Raw genomic sequence first — 25,938 nt, 5'->3', positions numbered from 1 at the left:
ACACAATAAAATAACCCGGCAGCCACTGTCGCCAGCGCTCCGGGTTATTCTGTTGTCATCGAACGGTTGTCGTCTTCAGGTCAGTTTCGAGGAAAGCCCGAGTTATTGCTTTGGCGACTGCCGGGAGTGGGAGCCGGTTGCTGATTGCCCGCAGGAACCAGTTGAGCGTCTACCTTGGGGGGTTGCACTTCCTTGTAGCCATTCAGTTTCGGATGGAAAGGATCGCGGTCTCCGCTCCAGGCTTTGGCCAAAGCGGCTCGGATGCCCCCTTTATTGGGTTCGAGATTCTTGAAGATGTAAACCGTCTCCATCGTTCCCGCAGGATCAATCAGCTGTACCGCCGAGGGGAGATAAGTGGTGAGATCGAGCATGATGGTGGCCTTCTTGTAGTTATTGGCGTCCATCTGCAAGCGGGGAACGACTTCGATCCTGGCCACCTTATCGTTAGCCGCGACGAGTTCCAGCGTGAATCGTTTTTGAGCTTCTTCGACCTTCATCCCAAACAGGAAGGGGAGCGGGCCGTTGATGATGTTCTGCCCCTGCATGTTGGGGGGCAGGGCATAGATTTCATAAGTCTTTTCGGTGTCATTGACCTGCAAGACTTCTTGACCTGTGCAGACCCATCGTTCGCGTTTGTCAGCTTCGATACGGAATGGCTCGCCGGTATTGCCGGTTTTCTTTGATTTTTCGCCGCGAAGGGGTTCCATCCCTTCCATATCAATGCGGCCCTGATCGGGGTTCTGATAATAGAAAACGCCCGACGAGCGTCGTTCTGTCTCAAACACAAGGTTATAGACAATCCGACGATGCTCTCCTTCGAGAGTTTTAATTCGGGACGATTCGTTTTCCCAGTTGCGCATAATGGTCAGCAACTGAGGAGAAAGCGGCGGGACAATCAAGTCATTGGGTGCTGGCCGTTGCAGTTTGACCTCTCCCGCGGGTGCAGGGGGCAACTGGGCCATCGCCAAAGAGGCCGGCCAAAGGGATACAGCAAGCACAGGAGCCAGGCGTGTCAGCGTGGCCCATCGTTTGTAAAGCGCATTCATCGGAGCGCGGATCCTTCCGTAGCAAGGCGGCGGTTTGACCGAATCCATTCGGCCAGGACGCTCCCTGCGGCCCGACAATCTGATTTCCTGGATCGACTGGGATCAGGCACTTGTTCACCATCAGCAAGCAAGCGCCGGGGCGAGTCTAGCAGCGCAAGGGAAATCGGGCCAACCCCATTTTTGCACTCTCGAAAATGAACACTTCATCCTGAAAAAACACGCCACGACCAGCGCACGCCGGTGCCACGAGCGGAAATGACCCAACCCGAAAGGACAAGAGGCCATCACTCAGCACCGGGATCTGCCTCAGGCGATGGTAAAACGATCGCGTTCTTTAATATGCAGCAGGACAATCGAAAGATCGGCCGGGGTAATGCCGCTGATGCGCCCCGCCTGGCCAAGATCGGCTGGCTGAATGCGGGAAAGTTTTTCCTTGGCTTCTTTTCGCAAATGCTGGATGGCGTGGTAGTCGAATGTGGCCGGGATGCGGACGCCGCCCAGCTTGGAAGCTTTCTCGATATCGCTATCCTGCCTGCGGATGTACCCCGCATACTTGGTTTCGATCTCCAGTTGTTCAGCCGCTCGGGAAGAGATGACTTGTGCTGCCACGGCGGGGGAAAGTTCCGCCAGCGTCTGCCAGGTCACCTCGGGGCGTCGCAGGATTTCTTCGAGCGTCGCCCCTTCATGCCGCTCTTTACCAAGCAACTGGCGACCGGCCTGAAGGTCTTGTGTGTACTGTTCAAAAGCTGCCCAGCGGTCGTGATCCACCAGCCCGACATCACGCCCTTTGGCCGTCAGCCGGAGGTCGGCGTTATCGTGGCGCAGGACGAGGCGGAACTCTGCCCGGGAAGTAAACATCCGATATGGTTCATCGACGCCCCGAGTGACCAGATCGTCGATGAGTACGCCCAGGTAGGCTTCGCTACGATCGAGAATGAGCGGTTCGCGATTCTGCAGCGCGCAGGCCGCATTGATCCCCGCCAACAGGCCCTGACCAGCAGCTTCTTCATAACCCGTAGTGCCATTGATCTGGCCCGCGAAATAAAGGCCGGCTACCGTCTTTGTTTCCAGCGATGGTCGCAGTTGAGTCGGTGGGGCGTAATCATATTCGACGGCATAGCCATAGCGCATGATCTCAGCGTTCTCGAGTCCTTTCACGCTGTGAATCATCGCATCCTGAACATCACGCGGCAGGCTGGTGGAGATGCCGTTACAGTAAATTTCCCGCGTGTTATAGCCTTCAGGCTCCAGAAAAATATGGTGTGACGTTTTGTCGGCAAATCGGACAACTTTATCTTCAATCGAAGGGCAATAGCGTGGCCCACGGGAGTTGATCTGGCCCGAATACATGGGGGCACGGTGCAGGTTGGCGCGAATCACGTCATGCACCGATTCGTTCGTTTCCGTTAACCAGCAACTGAGTTGCGGCTGTGTGATCTTCGCCGTCATAAAGGAAAACGGCTGCGGATCATCGTCGCCGGGTTGCTCCTGCATGACATGATAATTGATCGTCCGGCCATTGAGCCGGGCAGGAGTGCCGGTTTTGAATCGTTCGAGCTGAAATCCGAGTTCGCGTAAAGAATCGGAGAGCGTTCCTGTGGTGCCATCGCCCGCCCGGCCGCCGGGAGTTTTGGCTTCGCCCGTGTGCATGATGGCCTGAAGGAATGTCCCAGTCGTTAAAATGACGGCCTGGGCGCGGTATGTTGCTCCGCCACGGACTTCGGCTCCACAAATGCGAGTCTGTTGTCCGGGAAGTTGCTCGATCAGCAGCTTTTCTGTGGTTTCCTGCCTCAGGGTCAGATTGGGTTGTTCTTCAATCCGCCGCTTCACATCAAACTGGTAAAGTTTCTTGTCGGCTTGAGCGCGGGGCGAGTGCATGGCTGGCCCTTTGCTGCGATTGAGCATGCGGAATTGCAGGCCGTTGGCATCGATGACTTTGCCCATTTCACCGCCCAGAGCATCGATCTCGCGGACAATCTGACCTTTCGCCACGCCACCAATGGCGGGATTGCAACTCATCTGGCCAACAGTGTCACAGTTCATGGTCAGGAGCGCTGTTTTCGCTCCCATGCGTGCCGCTGCCAGCGCTGCCTCGCATCCCGCATGGCCGGCACCAATCACCAGAATGTCATAGTCGTAGATGGACATGAGATCGTCAGCTGCTACACAAGGAAAGAAAAAGGGAGAGAAAAAGGAGGCAAAAACAAGAGCCACTCCAAGGGATTGTGCCATATTCGGGCATGGTTGTCAGTCCCGGTGCCCTTGCGGGCTTCGTGGCGGCGTATGAGGGTCAGTTGTTGATGGGGTTGATTGGCTCCTCTCCCATTCCGATGGGAGAGGCTGGGTGAGGGCGAGCCGAATGTCAAACGACGGCCATGCTCTCTACTCACCGAGAGAGAACCAGTCACGTTTTTTTATTGAGAACGCCCACTGGAAAATCCCTCACCCGGCACTGCGTGCCACCCTCTCCCGCCTGCGCGGTGCCTTTGCGGGCTTCGTGGCGGCGTATGAGGGTCAGTCGTTCATCCACGAATGGGTCTTACGCCGCCAGAAAACGGTTGTTGATGGGGTTGATTGACTCCTCTCCCATTCCGATGGGAGAGGCTGGGTGAGGGCGAGCCGGAGGTTCAGAAAGCGGTCTCCTTGCATGCTCGTCGAGAACTAACCAGTCACGATTTTTGATGAGGAACGCCCACTGGAAAATCCCTCACCCGGCACTGCGTGCCACCCTCTCCCGCCTGCGCGGGCGAGGGTTAAATGCTTAATATCAGTTTAACCTACGCCGATAGACTCGTTCACCACGGAGAGAATGATGACCAGAATTGCGGGGATGACCAGAGCCAGCATCGCCCAGACCAAACGACGGTGATGGCAACGTGGCCATAAGGCGGGGATAAGAAACAAAACCAGTCCCAGGGGAAGAACGCCGCAAACCACAAACGTCATCAATGGAAGATCGCTGTAGGTATGGGTGGCGGCTCCCAATGAGAGTGCCGGGAAGAAAACTGCTGGCCCGCTCCACTGTGCCAGACTGTTCAGTCCTCTTCCGTTTCCAGTCCATGGAGTGACTTGAGAGTTTTCGGAACTGATTGAAGCGGCAGGTGTCATCAGTGGTGCCGACAACCCACGATCAGAAAACTTTCGTTGGAGAATCCACACTCCCACGCCAACTCCCAACAGTGCAAGACTCATGGCAATCGCCAATTCGGTAAAGCGGAGGGAATGCGCATGAATCATGACGGTGCAAGCCGCACTGCCCCAGATGACACCAAGCAGAAGAGGGGCGTACTTCTCCGCAGCGTTACTCCACACGTGACTTAACAGCCACGCTAACAATAGCGAAATACCACCCAGCATGGCCGCGGCGACAGGTTGTGGGATGGCCATCTTTCCCCAGGTCAAATCCGCCGGAGCTAACCACCAGCCCGCCACAAGAATAAAGGCACTATTAACGAGAAACGACATCAAATGTGGCGACGTTGAAGCCGTGGCTGATTCACCAGTCGCGTTGGCAGATAAGGGAGCCGTTCCTGTTTGAAAGTTTTTTATGATTTCCGTCACTGCGCCCCCAATCAGACAGAGCGTCAAGGCGGGAAACAGGCTGTACCAACTGTGGTCGAGTGACCACCAGTCAAGCCGTTGATCGAACAGATTCGCTAATGCGAAACCACTCCAGATCGCCAGCGGGCCGGCAGCAGACCTCCCCCAGCGAACCCGTGACAACAACAGATAAACGATCAGGCTCCCGCCGAAAGCCGGCGTGACCAGATACAACATCTGGTCACGAATCACTTCCCATGGCGGCAGAGGGGGCAGAGGCATGATCACAACTTTCCAGGCAGAGTATCAACAACTGGCCCATGCCAGGTTCGACTTCAACCAGTCGCTGGCTCGATAGCACATCTTTCGCTTACTACCGGGAAGACGGAAAGGCCTTTCATGACAAATGGGGCACGGCGTCTTTTGTGACATCATCGAGATTCATTTTCCGATAATGTCATGGAAGCCGATAAATGCGATAGGTGTCGTTCTGATAGTCTGGCGACAGTTCGATCGGCCCCAGGCGGTCAACGATCAAAACACGAATTCCCGTCAGTTCCCGCAATTTCTGCATGGCGGCGGAAGAATAACCGCTTTGGAAATGGTCTTTGAACCAGCCTGAGAGCAACAGCAGTCGCTTGTTCCAATCGACAATTCCCTGAGCATCCTGCGGACAATCTTTGAACGACACATACTCCGGACGTTCGGCGAACCATTTGAAGGAATGGTGGCCATTCGGTGTCAGGCAGAGGGTTCCCGGCGGCGTGTTTTCAAACACCCACTGACAGGCGGCTACCCAATCGGCCTGTTTCTTTTGCGACTGACGCCAGGCGTTCCACGACCCCAGTGTCGATAGCGATGTCACCGTCAACAGGATGCCCGCTAGTATGACAAGGCCATACGATCTCATCCCATGAGTGACCCATTGGCTCATCCTGCGGTGGCGTATTGATGAGGCTCGATGGTCTGCCGCTGTCTTGCCAGAGGTTGTGATCAGCCACGCGAGGCTTAGCGCCAACAGCAAGGGGACAAAAATATCAGCCAGTCGGAAGGGATAGAACTTCAGCAGCTTCATTCGCCACTCATATCCCGGCATCCCGGAAGCGGGGCGTGGGCCAAAGCCAATGGCATATCCCGCAGCGGAAACTCCCACAGTGGCCAGTGTGATCAGGGCCAATCTCACGCAGCCACGACGCCTGACAATCGCTATGCCGGGTGAAGTGGTGCCTGAAGAAATCTCGACACCACTAAGTGCGCCGATTCGTTGTCGGCTACGGACAACCATGACGGCTGCCATGGTGAGTAACACGGCGAAAAGGCCTTTCAGCCAGACTGATGAGGAGATGGCCATCGGATCAAGATGATGGGCGAGACGGTAATAGACCTGGATGTAATTGGCTTGAAAACTGATGTTTTCGTCGGTTGTTCCCAGCAGGCTCACTTTTGCTGCCGCCCAAAGTGCCCACCCGGCCAGCGGCCAACCGGCTAACAACAGGAGATCCTGCCAGCGGAATTCGGGTGGCACGGTGCCAGGGACATTCGTTTGAGCTGACAATGGCGCCTGCCGGGAACCCATGAGAAAGCGTGTGCCGAGTTCACCCGCAATCGTGACGAAGACGCCCCAGATTCCGACAATCGGGTGCCAGGCGATCGACCAGGCGAGCCATGCCGCAGTTGCGGGGATTCGGCCCAGTCGCCTTCTACCGAATTCCTGAGGGACGTTCAATGTGGCGATGGCAGCAAACAGGCAGCCGTAGGCGGCAGTTTTGGATTCCGCGCCACCGACAATCCACTCACCCGAGACCGCAGCAATGGAGACAAAGGCTGCCATCAACCACATGCTGGCGAGTCTTCCCGAAGAAGAGAGGCCCAGCGATTTCCCCAGTTGCCAATGGCCCCACGCCAACATCCCCAGAAACGCAGCCCGCGTCAGCAGGGCGGTGACGGCCAACCCGAAGAAGGGTGGCAGCCAGCCTGTGGCGGCAAAAAAGAGGACATGCACGCTCGGGGAATCGAGAAACATGTCCCCGGCCCCCCATGACGGATTCCAGAAGTGCCGGGCTTTTCCCAGATAGTGAGGTTCATTCACTGCGGGAATGGGGGCTGTGATCAAACTTGTGACCAGCCATCCCAACCATCCGGCCACCAGCCACATCCCCGATTCTGAGGAACGACTGGCAGGCGGGTGTAAGCTTGTCTGGGCAGTTGCCACGTGGCCACCTTTTGTGGAGATATTTCCCCACCGATTTTCAGGGAACCGGGACGAATCGCAACTTGAGATGGCGCGTTGAACACCACGAAGACATGCTTGCTCCTCAGAGCCGCAAGCATGTCACACAAAACGCTATTTCAGATGAAAACGCGTTAGACAACCCCTCATCAGGAGCCACGTGCTCTCTTTTTTCAACGTGCTCTCTTTTCACTGAGAGCCTCGCGTTCCCCCCCTCATCCGGCCTGCGGCCACCTTCTCCCTGAGAGTGAAGGAAATCCGTGCTTCCGGGCAGGCTCTTAAAGTGGATTACTTGCTGGCTTTCTTAGCCGCCTTTTTAGGAGCAGCCGCTTTCGCCGCTTTTTTGACGACTTTCGTGGCTGCTGGTGGAGTGACTGCTGGCGCAGGGGAGGCCTTCTTTACCGTGGTTTTCGTAACAGTGGTTTTCGTAGTGGTCTTTTTGGCCGTCGTTGTCGGTGTGGTGGCCTTTTTGGTCGCTTTCCTGGCACCGCCGAAGATCTTGTCGAAGTTCTCGGAGTACTTTGGGCTGGCTCCGCTGCGAATAATTGGCCCACTCATAATGAATCTTTCCCTCGTCCTGAGTTGTGACAATCGAAACAGTCTCCAGCCAATTTGAAAATCGTCTGCTGGCGAGTGTCTCGGATAACTTAACCAATGTGTACGAAACCTTTCGTACAAAACGGGTTGCTGCGCGGCGATTGTTCTCGTGCAGGGGGATGCTGTCAAGCGGCAAGCTTATCAGAAGGAATTCATAAATGACGCTGCGAGAGAACCGCACAACCTGACTTTCAGAAATCCCGGCCAGGCCTCTATGATATCTGCTGACATGGAACTGTTATTGTTGACCATCCTTCCGTGCGACTGCTGCCCGGAAGCCCCTTCGCTCTTGCGTGGGGTTCACCATAAAGATCTTCCTCTCAGATACGATCACATAAGAAAGCCTGTCTCTCATGAAAGCGGTCGCTGTTTACCCTGGTAAAGCCCATAGCATTCACCTGCGTGACATTGATCCCCCCACCATCGACTCCGTCCCTGGTGGCCGTGGTGTGTTGGTGAAGTCGCTGGAAATTGGTGTGGATGCCACCGACCGCGAGATCAACGAAGCCCTGTATGGCAACGCTCCTCCAGGGTTTGATTATCTGGTGCTGGGCCATGAAAGCTTTGGCGTGGTGGAAGCCGTCGGGCCAAACGTCAAAGATCTGAAGCCTGGCGATTATGTTTCCTGCACGGTTCGCCGGCCGGGTGGTTCGATCTATGACAAGATCGGTCGCAACGACATCACCAGCGAAGAAACATACTATGAGCGCGGCATCAACCTGCGACACGGTTATCTGACCGAGCGCTGGGTCGATGACTGCGAATATATGGTCAAAGTTCCACAGCAACTCAAGCATCTGGGTGTTCTCAGTGAGCCTGCCAGCGTTTGTGCCAAGGCGATTGAGCAGGCTTATCTGGCACAGCAGCGATTGCAGGTCTGGCAGCCAGAAGTGGCGTATGTCATGGGTTCGGGCCAGATTGGCCTGCTCTCGACGATGATCCTGCGGTTGAAGGGGCTGGAAGTTTACACGGTGGCCCGGTCGAAAAAGGCTGGGAATAAGAAGGCTGAAATCGCCGAAGCTTATGGTGCCACTTATGTCAGTACGGCTGAAACACCATTGGAAGAACTTGTTAAGAAGACGGGCAAGCCCCAGTTGATTGTCGAAGCGACCGGTTCCAGCCAGCTTGCGTTTGGTGCGATGGAATTCCTTTCACACAACGGAGCACTGGTCTGGACGAGCATCACGGGTGGTCAGCAGTCGTGCACGGTTCCTTCGGACAAGATCAATCTTGAATGGGTGCTGGGGAACAAGCTGCTGGTGGGTTCTGTGAACGGGAACCGCAAGCACTTTGAATCTGGCATTCAATCGCTGGCTCATGGGGAGCTGGCGTTCCCTGGCGTCACGGAAAAGATCCTGACGACGCCGGTTGAAGGACTGGAAAACTATGCCGAACTGATTCGCAGACTGGTCGAGGACAAGGAAGCCATCAAGGTCTATATGAAAGTGGCCCAGGGCTAATTTTAAGGGGCCAGAAGTGCTGGTGCAATATCGTGCATTCTTGCGTGCTGTCCAAGCTGAAAATTCGGGTGCCACTAGCTCCGCCAGTGCGATCCAGGTCTTGCATGAATCACAAATTGCACTGGTAAAGCCAGTAGCACACAACTCGAAAATTTAGCTTGGCCAGCACACTCGGCAGAATTGTTATCTAACAGAGGCACATTTTCCTTTTCGCGTCTTCGCGGTAAAAGTCAAATGGATTAACCGCGAAGGCGCGAAGATCGCTAAGGGAAGAGTTCGTCTTTACGATTCGCTATCAACAGCAAGGAAGGACTTCAGCCCGTAGCTCACGGTTTGAAACCTACCGACTTCCCTCTGGTCGTTACACTTGAGTTTTCATCGTATTCCTTCGCGTCCTTTGCGTCTTCGCGGTGAAAGTGAAATGGATTGACCGCGAAGACGCGAAGATCGCTAAGGAAAGAGTTCGTCTTTACGATTCGCTATCGATAGCACGGAAAAACTTCAGCCCGTAGCTCACGGTTTGAAACCTACCGGCTTCCCTCTGGTCGTTACGCTTGAGTTTTCAATGTATTCCTTCGCGTTCTTTGCGTCTTCGCGGTAAAAGTCAAATAGATTGACCGCGAAGGCGCGAAGATCGCTAAGGGAAGTTTTGTCTTTACTATTCGCTATCAACAGCAAGGAAGGACTTCAGCCCGTAGTTCACGGTTTGAAACCTACCGACGTCCCTCTGGTCGTTACGCTTGAGTTTTCATCGTATTCCTTCGCGTTCTTTGCGTCTTCGCGGTGAAAGTGAAATGGATTGACCGCGAAGACGCGAAGATCGCTAAGGAAAGAGTTCGTCTTTACGATTCGCTATCGATAGCACGGAAAAACTTCAGCCCGTAGCTCACGGTTTGAAACCTACCGGCTTCCCTCTGGTCGTTACGCTTGAGTTTTCAATGTATTCCTTCGCGTTCTTTGCGTCTTCGCGGTAAAAGTCAAATAGATTGACCGCGAAGGCGCGAAGATCGCTAAGGGAAGTTTTGTCTTTACTATTCGCTATCAACAGCAAGGAAGGACTTCAGCCCGTAGTTCACGGTTTGAAACCTACCGACGTCCCTCTGGTCGTTACGCTTGAGTTTTCATCGTATTCCTTCGCGTTCTTTGCGTCTTCGCGGTGAAAGTGAAATGGATTGACCGCGAAGACGCGAAGATCGCTAAGGAAAGAGTTCGTCTTTACGATTCGCTATCAACAGCACTGAGATACGCCAATGAACCAACAGCAATCAGAGGGGTTTTCAGGAAAAATCGAAAGCATTGCAACGGTCGTCGTGGATGCAATGCTAGCAGTGCACCGAGAACTAGGGCCAGGGCTGCTAGAGTCCGCCTATCAATCCTGCCTGGCTTACGAGCTTCGCAAGCGAGGAGTCAAAGTCGACTGTGAAATCAAGCTTCCAATTCGCTATGGTGACCTGATCATTGACGCAGGGTATCGCATCGACATGCTCATTCAAGAGTGCATAATTATCGAGAATAAGTCTGTTGAAGCACTCCAGCCGATTCACACTGCTCAAATTATAACGTACCTGAAGCTTTCAGGACATCATCTGGGATTTCTCGTCAATTGGAATACCACGCGAATTAAAGACGGAATCAAGCGAGTGGTACTCAATCTTTAACCATCCATGACTCAAACTTATCTATTAACAAAAAATGAGTGAGGTGTGTAACCGGCACAACTCGCTTCTCTTATTTAGTTTTCATCGTATTCCTTCGCGTCCTTTGCGTCTTCGCGGTGAAAGTGAAATGGATTGACCGCGAAGGCGCGAAGATCGCTAAGGAAAGAGTTCGTCTTTACGATTCGCTATCAACAGCAAGGAAGGACTTCAGCCCGTAGCTCATGGCTTGAAACCTACCGACTTCCTTCTGGTCGTTACACTTGAGTTTTCATCGTATTCCTTCGCGTCCTTTGCGTCTTCGCGGTGAAATATCAATCTGGCAGCGCCGACACAAAAGTCATAAAGAAAAAAGTCTCCACACCTGATGTCCTGTCAAAGCTAAAAATTCGGGTGTCACTGGCTCCGTCAGTGCGATACAAGTAATGTCTGAATCACAAGTTGCACTGGCTTTGCCATTGTGATTCTCAATGTTGACGCCGATTGAACTTGTACTGACATAGCCAATGGCACACATCCACACAATTGGATAAGGCAGGAACTGTTGTTTATGCTTAATCGTCCACGAGTTCCCCATGAGCGGTAAGTCAGATTGCTCCATTCCCGTGGTGCTCACGGAGAAAGACCGCCAGGATGTCAACGCCACCTCAGATTCCTGATTCCGAAGTCACGCCTCCTGAACTCTATTTCAACCGCCGGCAGATCATGCGGGCGGCGGTAGGAATCGGGACGATCGGGGCATCGATCGGCCTTTATCGTGCTTTCAGGGGGCCGGTGCAGCAGCAAGCGAACACCGCTCCTCTGGAAGGCGTCGTTGCGCCCAGTGAATTGGCCGCCGATCCGGTTAAGAGTGGTTTTGTGGTGGATGAGACCAAGACGCCCGAGCAGGACATCATTAACTACAACAATTTCTATGAGTTCACCACTTCAAAAGAAGGTGTGGCCCGGTTAGCGGCGAACTTCAAAACAGAGGGCTGGACGCTGGAAGTCGGCGGGTTGGTCGACAAGCCGCAAACCTTCACGATGGACTCGCTGAAGGAGTTGGGGAAAGTCGAAGAACGCATTTATCGCATGCGGTGTGTGGAAGCCTGGTCGATGGTGATTCCGTGGGCGGGCATTCCGTTGTCCCGCATTCTGGAAGCGGTTCAGCCCAAGTCCAGCGCGAAGTATGTCGCGTTTGAAACCTTGTTTGATCCTGCGCGCATGCCTGGGCAAGCCGTCCCGATTCTTGACTGGCCTTATGTTGAAGGGCTGCGTCTGGATGAGGCCTTGCATCCTTTAACGATTCTTGCCACGGGGCTTTACGGGAAAGAATTGCCCCCGCAGGATGGTGCTCCCTTGCGGTTGGTGGTTCCTTGGAAGTATGGCTTCAAAGGGATCAAGTCGATTGTCAAAATCACGCTGGTTGATCAAGAGCCGCCGACCAGTTGGAACCGCTTCGCTACGCATGAATATGGTTTTTATGCCAACGTCAATCCCGAGGTTGATCATCCGCGCTGGAGTCAGGCGACCGAGCAGAGGATTGGCGAATTTGGGCGTCGAAAGACGCTGATGTTCAACGGTTACGAGGAGCAAGTCGCGTCGCTCTATACGGGAATGGATCTGCGTAGAAATTATTGAGAGCGACGGTCAGTTGTCTGGAGTAAGGCCGTGGTGGGTTGCGCAAAGCCTTAACACCACCCTACAACTGGACAACTGACACCAGATAAAGATGGCCTGCGTGGGATGGGGATGTGAGCGAGATTCAGTTCTGGAAGCTGCTTCTTCTGATCAACGGACTGGTTCCGCTGGCGTTGATGATCTGGGATATTTCCCAGGGAAAGACCGGTGGGAATCCGGTCTCTCAGGCGATCCACACGACGGGGTATGTCTCACTGCTGTTTCTCATGGCATCGCTGGCGGTGACACCGTTGAAGTTGGTCAGTGGGTGGGTAACGCCAGTCGCCTTTCGACGATTGCTGGGCCTGTTTGCGTTCTTCTATGCGGCCCTGCATTTTGGCATCTATTTCATCTTTGACCGCATGATGAGCTTGACCAGTACGCTGGATGAAATTGCCAAACGCCGCTTTCTGATGGTGGGGGTGATCGCCTTATTGCTGATGGTTCCTCTGGCGGTGACTTCAACCAACGCCATGATCAACCGGCTGGGGGCCGTCCGTTGGAAGCGGCTGCACCGGCTGGCTTATCTCGTGGGGGGATTGGCTGTGCTGCATTACTTGATGCAGGTGAAAGCCGATATCCGCCAACCCCTGGCTTTTACCATGGCGCTGGGGATCTTTTTCGCAATTCGCTGGCTCTGGTCTCGTGAAGTCACGATGACAGGAGACCGTTCCCCGTCTGAAACAGGGCCGACACAAGCTCGGTCTGAGGTGATCGTTGCGGCCAGCAAAGAGACTGAGAATCAGACCTTCACAGCGACGTTGGCTCAAACGGGCCAGACGTTGACCGTCTCTGGTCATGAGAGCGTGTTGGAAGCGATGGAGAAGGCCAGGATCGACTGGCCGTTTGATTGCCGGTCGGGTTACTGTGGTCAGTGCCGTGCGCGGCTGATCGCAGGTCAGGTGGAGATGAGTGTCGACGAGGCTCTTTCGGCTCAGGAAAAACAGGACGGACAGATTCTGCTCTGCCAGGCACATGCACGCAGCGACCTGACTCTGGAAGCATGATTATTGTTTCTCATTGTTATTTCCGATTGGCCAAATGAAACAAAGCCAGCCGCAACCTGTGACAGTTCCGACTGGCTTGTAGTAACTGCCCGAAAATGCTCATACCCTTCTCCTTGGGGAGAAGGTGGCCGCAGGCCGAATGAGGGGATTGGTATTGGCTTTGGAGATACTGATAGTTTATCAGACCCTCACCCCGGCCCTCTCCCGCTTGCGGGAGAAGGAGTGTTATCGGCAGGCTCCGAATTAGAATTCACCAATCACCTGATTGTCATCGCGCAGCATCAGGTTTAGGAAGACCCCGTTATCGATGTTCTGGCTGAGGGTGCGGGTTGAGCCATCGCAGAGGCTGATGTTCACGCTGGAGCCGTGAAAGCTGTAGGGCTGGGCTTTGCTCGCGTGGCCAATAATTTCGTACTTGCCGCAAGATTCAATCGTGGCTTCCCAGGCTGCTGGCCGACTGCAAACCGTGGGGTTTGCAGGGGAGTTTGGATTAGTCGGCGGATTGTCCGTGTCCCCCCCAGCGCTACCGCTATTACGAACTGAATTATCTGCGTTCGGATTATCCGAAGCATAGGCCCACATCTTGATGCCATCGCCGGCTCCAGACCATGCAAAGTTATTGCCACCAGTGGCAGCCACCTGACGGCCGCGGACATACAGTTCTGGAGATCCCACACTTTCAAAATACATGAGGGTGTTGCTCATGCCGTCGGTGATATCACGCGAAAGTGCGCCCTTGTGCGTGGGGTCGGAGTTTCTTGATCCTGGCGGGGTCATGGCGGTATTGAAGTTCATTTGAGGCTCGCCGCCTTGATAGAAAAGCGGATGGCCTTGTGGCCGGACGGCGGGGATTCTTGGCGTGGCGTAATCACTGACCCCGGCGGGATAAGCCACACCACTCACCGTGACAGTCGCTTGGCGAGTGCCGGTCGCGCTGGGGCATTGATAGGTGGGAATCTGGTGTGCCATGGCTGCCCAGAGTGCAGGCACATGATCGTTTCCTGAAGCATCTTGCCAGGCAACAGACATTGAACCGTTATAGCCCCAGCGGTATTCGTTGGCTGACGGGTTGTTGTAGTTGGGGTGGCGAGCGTCATTGAATGTCTGGAAAAGTTTTGTCTGTTCAATGAATGGAAGAACTCGCCAGAGAGAGCCGGTGCGTGAATAGGGGAAGTTGCCGTAGGTGTCGTGGAACATCAACATCCCCAGCGTGATCTGCTTGAGGTTGTTTTTGCACTGTGTCCGGCGAGCCGCTTCACGCGCCTGTTGCACTGCGGGGAGCAACAAGGCAATCAGAATCGCGATAATGGCGATCACAACGAGCAACTCGATGAGCGTGAAGCCGCGTCGGGCGTTTCGACCTGATGATTTGGCTGGCGGAGGAATTAAACCGTACACAGGAAACTCCAGAAGATGCGGTGGGAGAATAAGGCGGGAGGGGGATCAGCCCCGAGAATGAACCACCAGTTGATGTGATGCCTGGGCAGCATCTTCATCCACAGGGAGTAAATCTGAGATTAAATCTCAGTGTCGATAGTATGATGACGATTCCGTAAGTTTTCGCAATGTGACAGAATCGTCATCATCGCGATTGGTCGAGAAAACGCGTCTTCAGCGCAGATGTACAGTCGTAATTCGTTGTCTCATCGGAAGTTATTGAAATCGACATTTTTTGTGAATTTTTCTCTCCTCGCGACGCAGCAGGATGTGAAACAGAGACTCTCTCCTCCGGTTTGAGAAGGGGGAGTCATTTTCAGAGATGAAATCTCTGTCCCATTTGTCTGGTTTGTGGCCGTCTGGTTGGTTCATGACCTTATGGGCAAGGTTTCCTTGTCGCTTGCTGGGACGTGCTGACTTCAGAAGAACTTCTGGCTCTCATGAAACTTACGGGATAGGATCTCGTCGGTTTCATTTCTCTCCCACTGTTCAGTACAGAAAGTGAATTCATGGCGGGTCAGTACGAGATCAGCAAGAACGACAACGGGCAGTTTCACTTCGTGCTGGTGGCCTCGAATGGCCAGACAATCCTCTCCAGCCAGACTTACACCAGCAAAGAGGCAGCGAAGGGGGGAGTGGCTTCCGTTCAAACCAATAGCCAACTTGACGACAAATATGATCGCAAAGAAGCCAGGGATGGTTCGCCCTTCTTCAACCTTTTAGCCGCCAATGGCCAGATCATCGGCAGCAGCCAGATGTATTCGACAACACAGGCGCGTGACGGAGGGATTGCTTCGGTGAAGTCCCATGGCGCCACGACGACGGTCGTCGAAAAATAAGTTCCCGGACAGAAATCAGACGCTTGGCGCTGACAATTTCATCAGCGCCAAGCCGGCGACAATCAGTCCCGCAGCAGCCAGACGAGCCAGCGTCAGTTGCTCGCCAAGAAACAGAATTCCCACGGCAAACGCACCGACCGCACCAATCCCCGTCCACAAAGTATAAGCGGTGCCCAGAGGGATCGTTTTCATGGCCTGAGCAAGCAGACCAAAGCTCAGGAGCATGGTCACAATCGTCAGCAGTGTGGGAACTGGCCGGGTCATGCCATGAGACTGCTTCATGAAATAAGCCCAGACGATTTCAAAAAGTCCGGCTAATATGAGGCAAATCCAGGGAATCGAGAGCGAAGACATGACGGCGATCCTGCAACAGGTCGCCGGGTCGTCCCGGACACATTTTCCAGACTGGTGGGCATCTCTTCTGTGAATGCCAGCTGGCAGAGGACGTGGCCTCTCTTGGATTAACTCCCTTTATTCTATGCCAATGACCGCCAAAGACAAGCTTCCCATGGCCCAATCCTGATGCCAGAAACGGTGCCAGTCGACAGGAGTGATTACTTCACCGGAGATTCTCTCACTGAAACAGAGCATGTCCAGTTGCATGCGAGAGCCAGAGGGCTAACACTACGCACTGTCTGATGTAGCGAAAATCGTCAACGCCTCGACTGACACACACTTCAATTTCTGTCGGTTCACTGGTCAACAAGGAACTGAGAGATGGCTGAAAATCCTCCTATGACATCACCTGTGCCCTCTTCATTACCTGGCCAGCCCTCCGCAAGCCCTTCCAACAAGAACGCTGGAAAACAATCTGGCAGCTTCTTGAATGACATGAAGATTCTCTGGCACATGATTGTCCGGCAAGGACGTGGGCAGACACACGAAGAACGACTGGAAGACTTCTATAAGGGCCAGGCTTCGGGGTACGACTCGTTTCGGAAGCGGCTTCTTCACGGCAAGGAAGATCTCTTCAATCAGCTTCCCGCTCCTGAAGGGGCTGTGTGGGTCGATTTGGGAGCCGGCACGGGAGAGAACGCCGAGAAGTGGGGCGATCGCCTCTCGAAGTTCTCACAGGTCTATCTGGTTGATCTTTCCAGTTCGTTGTTGAAAGTGGCTGAAGCCCGTATTGAAAAGAGGGGCTGGCAAAATGTGAAAGCCGTGCATCACGATGCCACGACATTCCTGCCGCCAGAGAGGCTGGCTGATGTGGTGACGTTCTCGTATTCACTCACGATGATCCCCGATTGGCACAAGGCGGTTGATCAGGCGATTCGCATGCTCAAGCCAGGAGGTGTGCTGGGGATTGTTGATTTCTACGTCAGCAGGAAGTATCCGCCCGAAGGGAATGTGCGGCATCCCTGGTCAACCCGCCATTTCTGGCAGGTCTGGTTTGCCACAGATAACGTCTTTCTCTCGGGTGATCACCTGCCGTATTTACAGAGCCATCTGGAGACGGTTGTGCTCAGCGAACGACGAGGCAAAGTTCCTTATATGCCGTTCATGCGGGCACCGCACTATGTCTATGTCGGGCGGAAGCCGTTGATTGCCGAATAGAGCGAAGTGAAAGCTCGGGCCAGCCCACGCCAATCTCTTTGACCTCTTGTGGCAACGCGGCCCATACCAACGAGCCGGAAGCGTCAGCGACGGGCACTCGCATTAGTGATCTCGCAATCGGGAGCGAGAGGGATTCAAGAAAAATGTTTTGTTTCGGAGGGGTGTTGAAGGACTTGTGGCGGCGGAGTGATTAATTCGTCATGCCCGTCGCTGACGCTTCCGGCTCGTGGCGCTTCCGGCTCGTGTGTGTGAAATGCTGCTTCCACCCTGCCGATGATTGCCGAATAGGGTGGAGTGCAGCTTGAGTAGCGACACTCACCCATTTCCTGCAACCCCGATGGCATCACAGGGCGACGGCGACTCACATTCGTTACTTGAATCCCCGGCGTCGTTCGAGGCTATAACGCTCGAGAGCTTCACGGATAACCGGGAAGCAGGTTTCTGCGCAGGTCAGATCGTCCACTTCGACCTGTTTGCCTTCCAGCATTTTATAATCCTGGAAGAAACGGCGAATCATGGCCAATCGATGCGGTGGTAGTTCGGTCGCTTCATGGAACGAGTTGAATTCGGGATCGTGCGTGGCCACAGCCAGGATTTTATGATCCCGTTTGCCGCAATCGATCATGGTCATCAACCCAATGGCGCGTGCTTCCACCAGTGTGAGTGGATCCACCGGTTCCTGGCAAAGCACCAGAACATCCAGCGGATCGTCATCTTCTGCCATGGTTTGCGGAATGAAACCATAGTTCGCGGGATAATAGACGGCGGAATGCAGCATGCGGTCGAGCCGCAGCATTCCCGTCTCTTTGTCGAGTTCATATTTGACACTCGAACCGCGCGGAATCTCGATAATCGCGGTGAACTCGGAAGGAAGGTCTTCACCAGGTGTTACGTCGTGCCAGGCGTGAGTCATTCACGCAACTCCTACTCGTTGTCGACCAGTCTGATTTTGCCACGGGAAGATCCCGATGGCTCTGATCATCACCTTAACAATAAACACAGGGTGTTTCCGAGTGCGATCAGCCATCTTCATGGCAAATTGCCAGTTTCAAGAATCGGTCGTCTCTGGTGCCCCCTTTTCAGCTTAGCGACTTTTTTTCCAGAATAACGATTTTATCCCTTGGGATTCTTTCGGAATTTCCCTCTGCATTCACCTGACACGGCAGATATGCTCAGAAAAAGACAAATGATGGCCCATGATTTCTGACTCGTGATTCCTGAATTGGCCCATGGGCGGAAAAAGATCCGCTTGTCCGATTGTCCAACTGGCATTGGGCTAGGCTATCATCAACATCGAATCAGCGTCCCCTTTTGATTTTCCCTTCTCATTGACAGCTATCTTTTGATGCTTCCCGATCGCATTGGCAACTACATTATCGAGCGGCAGTTGGGTTCTGGCGGCATGGGGAACGTCTATCTGGGACGTGACGAAGCGACCGGTGCCCTGGCAGCGATTAAAGAGCTTCCCGCATCACTGGCCCGTGAGGACGGTTTTGTGGCCCGCTTCAATCGGGAAATTGAAGTGTTGCGCACTCTCAACCACCCACAAATTGTGCGGCTTTACGGAAGTGGTGCCGATCGCGACACGTACTATTATGCGATGGAATACGTGGAAGGAGAGACGCTCACTCAACGAATCAAACGGGAAAAACGCCTGCCCTGGCAAGATGTGTTGTCGCTGGGGATTCTCATTTGCGGCGCGTTGAAAGCGGCGCATGACGCGGGAGTGATTCATCGCGATATTAAGCCGTCCAATCTGCTGCTGACTCCCGACGGAAAATTAAAGTTGACCGATTTCGGTGTGGCTCAGGTCTTCGCGGGTGGGAAATTGACCGCCACAGGGGGCGTGATTGGCACTGCCGAATATATGTCTCCCGAACAGGCGCAAGGGGTCAAGTCCTCTCGCCGGAGCGACTTGTATTCGCTGGGGGCCGTGCTGTATGTGATGTTGGTTGGTCGGCCGCCTTTCAGTGGGAACGGAGCCGCTGAGGTTTTGAACAAGCATCGGTTTGGACAGTTTGACAGGCCGCGGTCTTACCTGCCGGATCTTCCGATCTGGATCGATGAGATTGTTTGTCAATTGCTGGAAAAAGATCCCTCAAAGCGACCGCCTGACGCCTATGTGCTGGGGAAAAAGCTTCAGGAGATTGAGAGAAAAATCGGCTTTCGCAATCAGTCGACCAATCCGTCACAGACTGCCATGCCTGACGAGGCTGATCTTCTGGCAACCCGCGAAAACCTGGGAGAACAAGAAGAATCCCCGCAGGTGGAGTTGGGGCCGACGTTTGTTCGTGATCTGGTGCGTGCCGAAGTGGATCGGCAGAACAAACAAGGGCCGATCTCGCGATTCTTCAACAACACTTACGTGCTGCTGAGTCTCTTTATTGCCGTTGTCGGGACGGGAACCTACCTGTTTCTCAATACAGGGATCGACCCGGAGGAACAGTTTGCCAACGCCAAGGAACTGCTGGAAGGCCCGCCCGGCCCCGGCTGGTTTCGGGCGCGCGATTTGTATCTGGTGCCGCTCCTGCAATCTGATCCCGTCCGCTGGAGAGACCAGGTCGAGCCATATCTGCAAAAAGTTGAGGTCTATCAGATTGAATCGACGATCCTTCCTTCCCGCCGTCGTGATCGCGTGGCTCCACCGGCGTCTGAGCCAGAACGATTATTAAGACTGGCGCGGGCCTTTCTCGACGCGGGTGATGTCCCGGCAGCACGCCAGACGTTTGAATCACTGCGAGTGCTGTTGGAAGGGAATGGTCAGTACGCGGTACTCAAAACCATTGTCAATAATCAGATTGAAGAGTTGGAACGCCAGCAGGTTTCCCGAGCCGAGCGTGATGCGTTTGTTATGACGGCTCTTGAACGTGCAGAAGCTCTGCGGGCGCAAGGCCAACTGGATGAAGCCCGCGTCGTCTGGGAAGGGGTGGTCTCGCTATATAGCAACGACCCTACGGCTCGCCATTGGGTATTACAGGCTCAGGGATTGCTCTCGGAAGCTGACGGCAAGGAAGACAAGCCTCAGGTAATACAGCCATAAAAGAGCATTTGACAATGCACTACTTAAAGGCAAACGTTTCTGTTCTCGGCAGGTCAGTGATGCGGCGGAGGTTAAATAGCTTCAGAAAACGAGGTGTGGTGATATAGCGAACAACCTTAGGATTGTCGGGGTCACGCTGCACAGCAATCAGTTCTCTCCGCAATAGCTGCTTCAGGAGAGAACCCGCCGGGATTTCATAGAGTTCGTTGACCTCCCTCTCTTCAATCGGCTGGTGATATGCGACCACAGAAAGCACTTCAATCGCTTCCTGGGAGAGTTTCACTTCTTTGGGGCCTTGGCCGTAAACTTTAGAACGTAACCGTTCAAAGTCAGGTCGCAGAGCCAGTCGATATGCCGAATCCTGCTGAACGACCTCATACGGCCGTTGTTCTTCATTGTAGAGAGTGCGGATTTCTATAATCGTGGATTCAATCCGCTCGTCAGTAATATCGTTGCGGAGAATCTCTTTCAGCTTGGCAACAGTGAGAGGTGGACTGCCGACAAACAGGCAGGCTTCGATCACTGATCGAACAGAGGGTTCCGCAGATGGTCTTGCTGGCCGCTGGGCTTGTGGCTCCTGCTTGCGACTTACGTTTGCTGAGAGAGATGATACCGGTTCACTACTGGACAGCTCTGGTGAAGGATCAGTGGTCTGGCCAGTCAATTGAGCCGCGACATGTTCTGCTAACGCGGTGAGAGGTGTTTCTCCCTCTGCGGGGAACATTGTCTGTCCATAGCTCTCTTCCGCGGCTTCACAGGCTTCAAGAGCACGTCGGTAGGCTGCTTCTAGGTCGTCCACATCCCATTGTGGCTCATCGCTGGCGGGCCAGGAATCTGGCGTGTTGGATGAAGCGTTTTGGGAGGTTTCTTCGTTGTCCGGGCTTGCAAGAGAAGAGTCTTCCATGAAATCGACTCCTGATTTCAAATGCCGCCTAGGGAGGGGAAGAAGAAAGGCGGGTTGCGCTAGCTGAAATCGAAACTCACAATATTAATCGAGGTGAAACAGTAGGGTACATGGAGTCCTCGGAATGCACCAGTCTTGCATTTTACATCGAATTGGTGCATTGGCATGCACCCTACTAGAAAAAAGGTGGGTTGCGCAGAGCTTTAACCCACCCTAACGAGCTTAACCCACCCTACTGTTTATCCTCGACAAATATTGTGATTTCTGATAGACCAATGGTGCATTGGCATACACCCTGCTAATTGCCGCCGCGGTTGGAATTCATTTGAGAAGCTGCGACACCAAAGAGGGCACCTTCCAGCAGATTTCTTTCTATGAATGCGCCGCAGGCTTCCAACTTGGTATATTGCAGCAGGATGTAATCCCCCGGCTGAATCACGATTCGCTCAGACGGATTACGGAGCGCCTGATAGATATTTACCTGAATCGGAACTTGTGTGCCATCTGGCATAGGCCGGAGCACAATCGCATTGGACGCGCTGATCGTCACATCATTATTGAGAGCCGATGTCCCACCAATCTGACGCGAAGACCCTTGGGATTTGCCCTGTCCCTGAGCAATCGCGATGGCACCCAGAATATCAACATTATAGTCACGGGGTAATGTATATTGACCACCCCCTAATAGTCCACCGGTATAGAAGACATCGGTATCGCGAGACTCAATAAAGATGATGTCGCCGTCATTCAGGATGACGTCATTCTGGTCAAAGCAGATCTGTTCGCCGGGCTTTAGCCGGATGGGAATGCGGATAATATCCGGATTATCGATGGTGGGGATAGAGTCTTCAGGATAGTGATCAAAATAGGCCGGCGTTGGTGCGCCAAACATTTGATGGCCGGGAGCAAACCGCTGTGTGCTATCCCAGGGAATGACCGTTTCTCCATTTGGCTCGGGCATTAACGGGAAAGCTGAAGGGTTTGAAGGAACAACGCCTGACTGGTTCCAGGCAGAGGGGCTTGGCGCTGGCTGATTATCGAGTGACGGATCAGCAACGGGTTGGCCAAATCCCGCCTGGTTTTGCAGCGGCATTCCGGGAATGATCTGGTGTGAGGCGGGCTGATAAACTGGTGGAGCGTTCTGAGAGGCGGTGCTGTGTCCTACGGCATTGACTATTCCGGCACCAACAGGCGATCTATTGTTCCGGGGGGTTCTGTCTGAGAAACTTCCTAAAGGCTGGCCCATGTGAGGGGCGTTCATTGGGGATTGCTGAGGATGAGAGAATCCCTCCCGGCGTTCGGCAAATTGATCCGTGATGACAGGATCAGAGAAGCCGGTTGACTCCCGCGGGTTCTGGCGACTCACGCCGTTCCAGTCGAGCGATGAATCATGGCCGGGGGATTGGCCACGGATAGCTAGCTGTTCTTTGGCCATGTTCGCCCGTTGACGAACATTCGCCTGTTGTTTGGTGGATATTTCCTGCCTGGTGATTCCTAAAGGGGATGCATGCCGGGCACGAATGACATAGATGGCATTTTCGGCATCTAACCCTGGAAGACCGCCTGTATCGGCCAAGGCGTGCAGGACGTCATTCTTGTAAGCAGGGAGCGCGACGATCTTTCCGGTTCCGCGTTTGACGACACCCAGATTCAATTGGCCCTGGCCGGAGATTGATCCATGCTGGTTGGCTTCCTGCCGAATGACCAGCACACGGTAGAGTCTGGGCTGTTGCAATGCCAGACTGATGCGTTGATGAGGTTGCAAGATCTGTTTTGGTGTGCTGTAGGCTCTACGAACAGCGGCTTCCGCCTGGATGATCGTCATGCCGCGAACGTTCAAGGCACCAATCACGGGGAGGGAGATCGTTCCATCTTCCCGTACCGGCGTAGGATAACCCAGCGAAGGGGGAACGTCGTTGGTCAGCGGGAAATGAACGGGCGGGACATCTTCTTTGCGTCCGAGAAGCCCTTCAATATAGACCCCCAGCACATCACCGCTATCCAGAAGATAAGCTGCTGGAACTGGCTGACGTAATAGAGAGAGATCGATGGTTCGCTGATCGGCGCGCGATGGCCCGCGCAGTTCGTCGGGCAAATAGCGGGCAGGAACGCCAGACATGGGCCGAAAGGCGGCACACCCGGTCATTGGAAGGACAACGAGGCCTGCCAGCATGATCCAACGGGCCAGCATGATGCGACGTGAGAGTGTCCAGATCATGGCTGCACACTCCTTTGTTCAAAAAACTGAGTTTGATTGGGCATCATCGTCTGAGGGGTATTCCCTGGAAATTCGACTGGCGAAAATCCCCCAGTCAATTGAGGGGAGGGCTGATAAGGCGCGGGCGAATGAGCGGGGCCTGAATACGCACCTGCCGGCCCAAAGTAAGCCTGATTCACCTGAGGCGTCATGTTCTGAGGAGCATTGTAAGTCGTTTGTTGAATTCCCGTTCGAGAAACACGGGTTTGGGGTTCCGCAGACCATTGTGGAGTCGCCGGTGGCACCATTCCCTGAGGAGCACCGGCCCCTGGAATGGGAGGAATTGCGTTCAATGGTGGCTGGGAGTGAGCCGGCGGCGTGGTATAAACAGGTTCCGGCGGTAAGTGCGTCTCGGTTGGCATGATCGGTGCGGCCATGGGTGCCAAAGCCGGCGGCTGAGACCAGCCATTCTCTGGAATCGTCCCGCCACCATGGCTATTGGAATGATGTTGCTGTTCGGGAGTCAGATAAGGCTTATCGGTTGAGGCCACGCGGTTGAGGCTGGTGATCTGGCTACTCCTGGCATAATCCAGGCCGGTGGCATATCCATCAAACCAGTCTTCCACGAGAGGGCGGCCCACATCAGAACGGTAGTAGGCCTGCCAATATCGAGACGGAGGCACCGCAGGAACGGCTTCGGGAGCTCCCATAGCCACGTCTTCAAATGCCTGCTCAAAGCCGCGCCGAAAGTCCTTGCTGACGGACTGGCCGCACTTGGCACTATGGGCGGCCAAATGGCGATCGGCACACTGGCGAGCCGTATGCTTTGTCAGCAGGCCATCGCACCAGGGAAGGTATTTGTGATGAAACGGGACATGCTTTGGCGCGCAGTCGATGCAGCCATCTTCCGAGATAGTCGCGCAGCCACTGACGCATGCCCCCAGGCAACCGGCCAGTGAAAGACGTTTGATCAGCCGGCGCATATTTTCATCCAACAACATCAATCGCTGGAGTGCCCGCGGAGGTCAAGTGCCACCCCAATGCAGGTGACTGCCTGACTCGCTTGCTCCGTTCATCCATGAAGTTTCATTGACCGATACGCCATGCCTTCGTCCCAAAGGCCGAAAACATCGCGCAGGGCGAATTTGTCATTTCTGATATCGGTGAGGAGGCCGCCGGGAATGACGATTTTTCGGATTTTACCGAAAAACACCGGTGAAGCTGCGGCATGAAGAAACGCACTCAAGCTGTTTATCAGAAGTGAGTTACGTCGCTTTCAAGGCTTTCGGAAATTTTCAGGAAAGGGGGCACCTCGAACGTTCAGGCACCGGTGATGCGATCAACACGGGCACAAAGTGATCAGCATTTTGGCGGGCCGCCTGCGTCGGCGACTGGCGGCGGGGTGTCGATCATGGTGGCCACGATGGCTGTGGGCGTGGTAATGGCCGCTGCAACGACCTGTTCAGCGACGGTATGTGCATCAATGGTTTTGCTTTCGGGATCAGCCGGTGACGTTGGAGTTGGTGTCGAGAGGACTCCCTTCAATTCCTGATTGAAGATCTTCACCAGTGCATAGAGCACTGAAGCGATCATCGGGCCGAGGAAGATGCCCCACAGGCCAAAGGCTTCCAGACCGCCCAGAATGGAAACGAACCCGAGCAGTGGGTGCATCTGGACGTTGCTGCTCAGCGTGTAGGCCCGGACAACGTTGTCGATACTACTGATGATGAAAAAGCCAAACAGAAACAGCATGACGCCTGCGGTGTAATGACCTTGAACCAGAAAATAGATACTGGCGGGAACGTAGATGCCCGCGGCTCCAATCATGGGAACCATCGCTGCCACGGTGGTGACCATCCCAAACACAAACACATGTCCTAAGCCTAAAACGCCCGCCGCAAGCGACATGGCCACTCCCTGACCAATGGCGGCGACCAATGTCCCCACCACAACCGAGCGGGTCACTTTTGTAAATTGATCGAAGACTTGCTGCTGGTATTCGCGTTGCAGTGGGATCAGATTCTGGGCACCGCGTAAAATTCTTGGCCCGTCCGCCAGAAAGAAATAGAGGCCGAGCAGGCAGACCGTGAGTTGGACAAACAACTGGATGACCGTCCCGATGATGCCCCAGGTTGAAGCCGCTATTTGAGAAGCCCCAACCCCCAGTTGCTTAACCTGCTCCTGAATGGAACTGAGGATCTGGGATTTGACGACTTTGGGGTCGGTTTCTTTAGGCAGGATGGGCAGCAGCTTTTCAACAAACCAGTCAATGCGATGGGAAATATCATCTCTGGCATTGGCCCATGACTCATCGGTGAGGTTGTCCTGCACGAAGACCGACAGTTCAAGTCCCGTCAGCAGAATGGCAAAGAGCATTGGCAGCACGATCACGAACACCACCGCTGAGGTCGTGAGGCCAGCGGCGACGGGGTTCCATCCCCGGCAGAATTCCAGGCTTCTTCGGTGAATCGGCTGAGCCAGAATCGCCAGCACGGCAGCCAGCAACAACGACATCAGATACGGGGCCATCACCTGATAAAACATCAGCACAAAAACGCTGATAAAGACCAGCAGCACGGCCAGAGAAATGGCCCGCGCCATGGTATTGCCGGAGGCTTGTTCAAATCGGGGTGGCATGAATTCGGCTTTCCTTGAGATCTTTCCCAGACCAGCTTTTTCGGCTCACCAGCCAATCAGGCAAATCACGGTCATGCAAATACTGTCACGCAAATACCGTTTACCGCCTGAAGCTCAGTTGGAGATGATGAGATCA

Annotated in this window: 20 protein-coding genes; 8 read left to right on the top strand and 12 right to left on the bottom strand. The window is 54.2% G+C overall.

Features of this window, described 5'->3' with window-relative positions:
- Positions 1-80: 80 nt before the first annotated feature.
- Together SH287x_RS19390 and mnmG are read right to left on the bottom strand one after the other, a co-directional pair.
- A complete protein-coding gene (locus tag SH287x_RS19390) occupies positions 81-1,046 on the bottom strand; it encodes a TIGR03009 domain-containing protein (protein ID WP_479516048.1) in 966 nt (321 codons plus the stop codon).
- A gap of 306 nt (positions 1,047-1,352) precedes the next feature.
- Complete coding sequence (mnmG, locus tag SH287x_RS19385) at positions 1,353-3,194, bottom strand: tRNA uridine-5-carboxymethylaminomethyl(34) synthesis enzyme MnmG (protein ID WP_479516047.1); 1,842 nt, start codon at positions 3,192-3,194, stop codon at positions 1,353-1,355.
- Between the two features lie 211 nt (positions 3,195-3,405).
- On the opposite strand from mnmG, the gene SH287x_RS19380 reads away from it, so the two are divergent.
- Positions 3,406-3,624 (top strand): hypothetical protein, encoded by a 219-nt coding sequence (locus SH287x_RS19380; protein WP_479516046.1) that lies wholly within the window; start codon positions 3,406-3,408, stop codon positions 3,622-3,624.
- 194 nt (positions 3,625-3,818) lie between these two features.
- Here the strand turns inward: SH287x_RS19380 and SH287x_RS19375 are convergent, their stop codons facing one another.
- The 3 genes from SH287x_RS19375 to SH287x_RS19365 all read right to left on the bottom strand — a co-directional run bounded on the left by SH287x_RS19375 (position 3,819) and on the right by SH287x_RS19365 (position 7,374).
- Positions 3,819-4,868: a hypothetical protein gene (locus SH287x_RS19375; protein ID WP_479516045.1), complete on the bottom strand. Its 1,050-nt coding sequence runs from the start codon at positions 4,866-4,868 to the stop codon at positions 3,819-3,821.
- 175 nt (positions 4,869-5,043) lie between these two features.
- Complete coding sequence (locus tag SH287x_RS19370) at positions 5,044-6,798, bottom strand: DUF6798 domain-containing protein (RefSeq protein ID WP_479516044.1); 1,755 nt, start codon at positions 6,796-6,798, stop codon at positions 5,044-5,046.
- A gap of 306 nt (positions 6,799-7,104) precedes the next feature.
- Complete coding sequence (locus tag SH287x_RS19365) at positions 7,105-7,374, bottom strand: RNA polymerase subunit sigma (RefSeq protein ID WP_479516043.1); 270 nt, start codon at positions 7,372-7,374, stop codon at positions 7,105-7,107.
- Between the two features lie 392 nt (positions 7,375-7,766).
- Here SH287x_RS19365 and SH287x_RS19360 point away from each other — a divergent pair, with 392 nt between their 5' ends.
- The 4 genes from SH287x_RS19360 (at position 7,767) to SH287x_RS19345 (ending at position 13,194) form a co-directional block, all read left to right on the top strand.
- Positions 7,767-8,873 (top strand): glucose 1-dehydrogenase, encoded by a 1,107-nt coding sequence (locus tag SH287x_RS19360; protein WP_479516042.1) that lies wholly within the window; start codon positions 7,767-7,769, stop codon positions 8,871-8,873.
- 1,250 nt (positions 8,874-10,123) lie between these two features.
- Positions 10,124-10,531 (top strand): GxxExxY protein, encoded by a 408-nt coding sequence (locus SH287x_RS19355; RefSeq protein WP_479516041.1) that lies wholly within the window; start codon positions 10,124-10,126, stop codon positions 10,529-10,531.
- A gap of 630 nt (positions 10,532-11,161) precedes the next feature.
- A complete protein-coding gene (gene msrP, locus SH287x_RS19350; protein ID WP_479516039.1) occupies positions 11,162-12,148 on the top strand; it encodes a protein-methionine-sulfoxide reductase catalytic subunit MsrP in 987 nt (328 codons plus the stop codon).
- A 113-nt stretch (positions 12,149-12,261) separates the two neighbouring features.
- Positions 12,262-13,194 carry a protein-methionine-sulfoxide reductase heme-binding subunit MsrQ gene (locus tag SH287x_RS19345; protein WP_479516038.1) on the top strand — a complete coding sequence of 311 codons (933 nt, stop codon included), beginning with the start codon at positions 12,262-12,264 and terminating at the stop codon, positions 13,192-13,194.
- A gap of 243 nt (positions 13,195-13,437) precedes the next feature.
- Here the strand turns inward: SH287x_RS19345 and SH287x_RS19340 are convergent, their stop codons facing one another.
- The gene (locus tag SH287x_RS19340) at positions 13,438-14,592 is read right to left on the bottom strand and encodes a DUF1559 domain-containing protein (RefSeq protein ID WP_479516037.1); all 1,155 of its coding nucleotides are present in this window, start codon (positions 14,590-14,592) and stop codon (positions 13,438-13,440) included.
- A 548-nt stretch (positions 14,593-15,140) separates the two neighbouring features.
- Here SH287x_RS19340 and SH287x_RS19335 point away from each other — a divergent pair.
- On the top strand, positions 15,141-15,470 hold the full coding sequence (locus SH287x_RS19335) for a YegP family protein (RefSeq protein WP_479516036.1): 330 nt from the start codon (positions 15,141-15,143) through the stop codon (positions 15,468-15,470).
- Between the two features lie 15 nt (positions 15,471-15,485).
- Here SH287x_RS19335 and SH287x_RS19330 read toward each other — a convergent pair whose 3' ends face one another.
- Positions 15,486-15,809, bottom strand: a complete 324-nt coding sequence (locus SH287x_RS19330) for a DMT family transporter (RefSeq protein WP_479518739.1) — start codon at positions 15,807-15,809, stop codon at positions 15,486-15,488.
- 492 nt (positions 15,810-16,301) lie between these two features.
- On the opposite strand from SH287x_RS19330, the gene SH287x_RS19325 reads away from it, so the two are divergent.
- The gene (locus SH287x_RS19325; RefSeq protein ID WP_479518738.1) at positions 16,302-17,024 is read left to right on the top strand and encodes a class I SAM-dependent methyltransferase; all 723 of its coding nucleotides are present in this window, start codon (positions 16,302-16,304) and stop codon (positions 17,022-17,024) included.
- Between the two features lie 370 nt (positions 17,025-17,394).
- Here the strand turns inward: SH287x_RS19325 and SH287x_RS19320 are convergent, their stop codons facing one another.
- The gene (locus SH287x_RS19320; protein WP_479516034.1) at positions 17,395-17,937 is read right to left on the bottom strand and encodes an inorganic diphosphatase; all 543 of its coding nucleotides are present in this window, start codon (positions 17,935-17,937) and stop codon (positions 17,395-17,397) included.
- A gap of 432 nt (positions 17,938-18,369) precedes the next feature.
- Here SH287x_RS19320 and SH287x_RS19315 point away from each other — a divergent pair, with 432 nt between their 5' ends.
- Positions 18,370-20,064 carry a serine/threonine protein kinase gene (locus SH287x_RS19315; protein ID WP_479516033.1) on the top strand — a complete coding sequence of 565 codons (1,695 nt, stop codon included), beginning with the start codon at positions 18,370-18,372 and terminating at the stop codon, positions 20,062-20,064.
- Positions 20,065-20,083: 19 nt separating this feature from the next.
- Here the strand turns inward: SH287x_RS19315 and scpB are convergent, their stop codons facing one another.
- The 4 genes from scpB to SH287x_RS19295 all read right to left on the bottom strand — a co-directional run bounded on the left by scpB (position 20,084) and on the right by SH287x_RS19295 (position 25,802).
- The gene (gene scpB / locus SH287x_RS19310) at positions 20,084-20,968 is read right to left on the bottom strand and encodes an SMC-Scp complex subunit ScpB (RefSeq protein ID WP_479516032.1); all 885 of its coding nucleotides are present in this window, start codon (positions 20,966-20,968) and stop codon (positions 20,084-20,086) included.
- 298 nt (positions 20,969-21,266) lie between these two features.
- Complete coding sequence (locus SH287x_RS19305) at positions 21,267-23,186, bottom strand: polysaccharide biosynthesis/export family protein (protein ID WP_479516031.1); 1,920 nt, start codon at positions 23,184-23,186, stop codon at positions 21,267-21,269.
- Positions 23,183-24,148 carry a hypothetical protein gene (locus SH287x_RS19300; RefSeq protein ID WP_479516030.1) on the bottom strand — a complete coding sequence of 322 codons (966 nt, stop codon included), beginning with the start codon at positions 24,146-24,148 and terminating at the stop codon, positions 23,183-23,185. The genes SH287x_RS19305 and SH287x_RS19300 overlap by 4 nt, the downstream gene beginning before the upstream one ends.
- A gap of 376 nt (positions 24,149-24,524) precedes the next feature.
- Positions 24,525-25,802 (bottom strand): AI-2E family transporter, encoded by a 1,278-nt coding sequence (locus SH287x_RS19295; protein WP_479516029.1) that lies wholly within the window; start codon positions 25,800-25,802, stop codon positions 24,525-24,527.
- Positions 25,803-25,938 lie beyond the last annotated feature (136 nt).

This window comes from Planctopirus sp. SH287, assembly GCF_056500625.1.
Note: the sequence above shows the minus strand (reverse complement) of the source record. Positions and strands in the feature narration are given on the sequence as shown.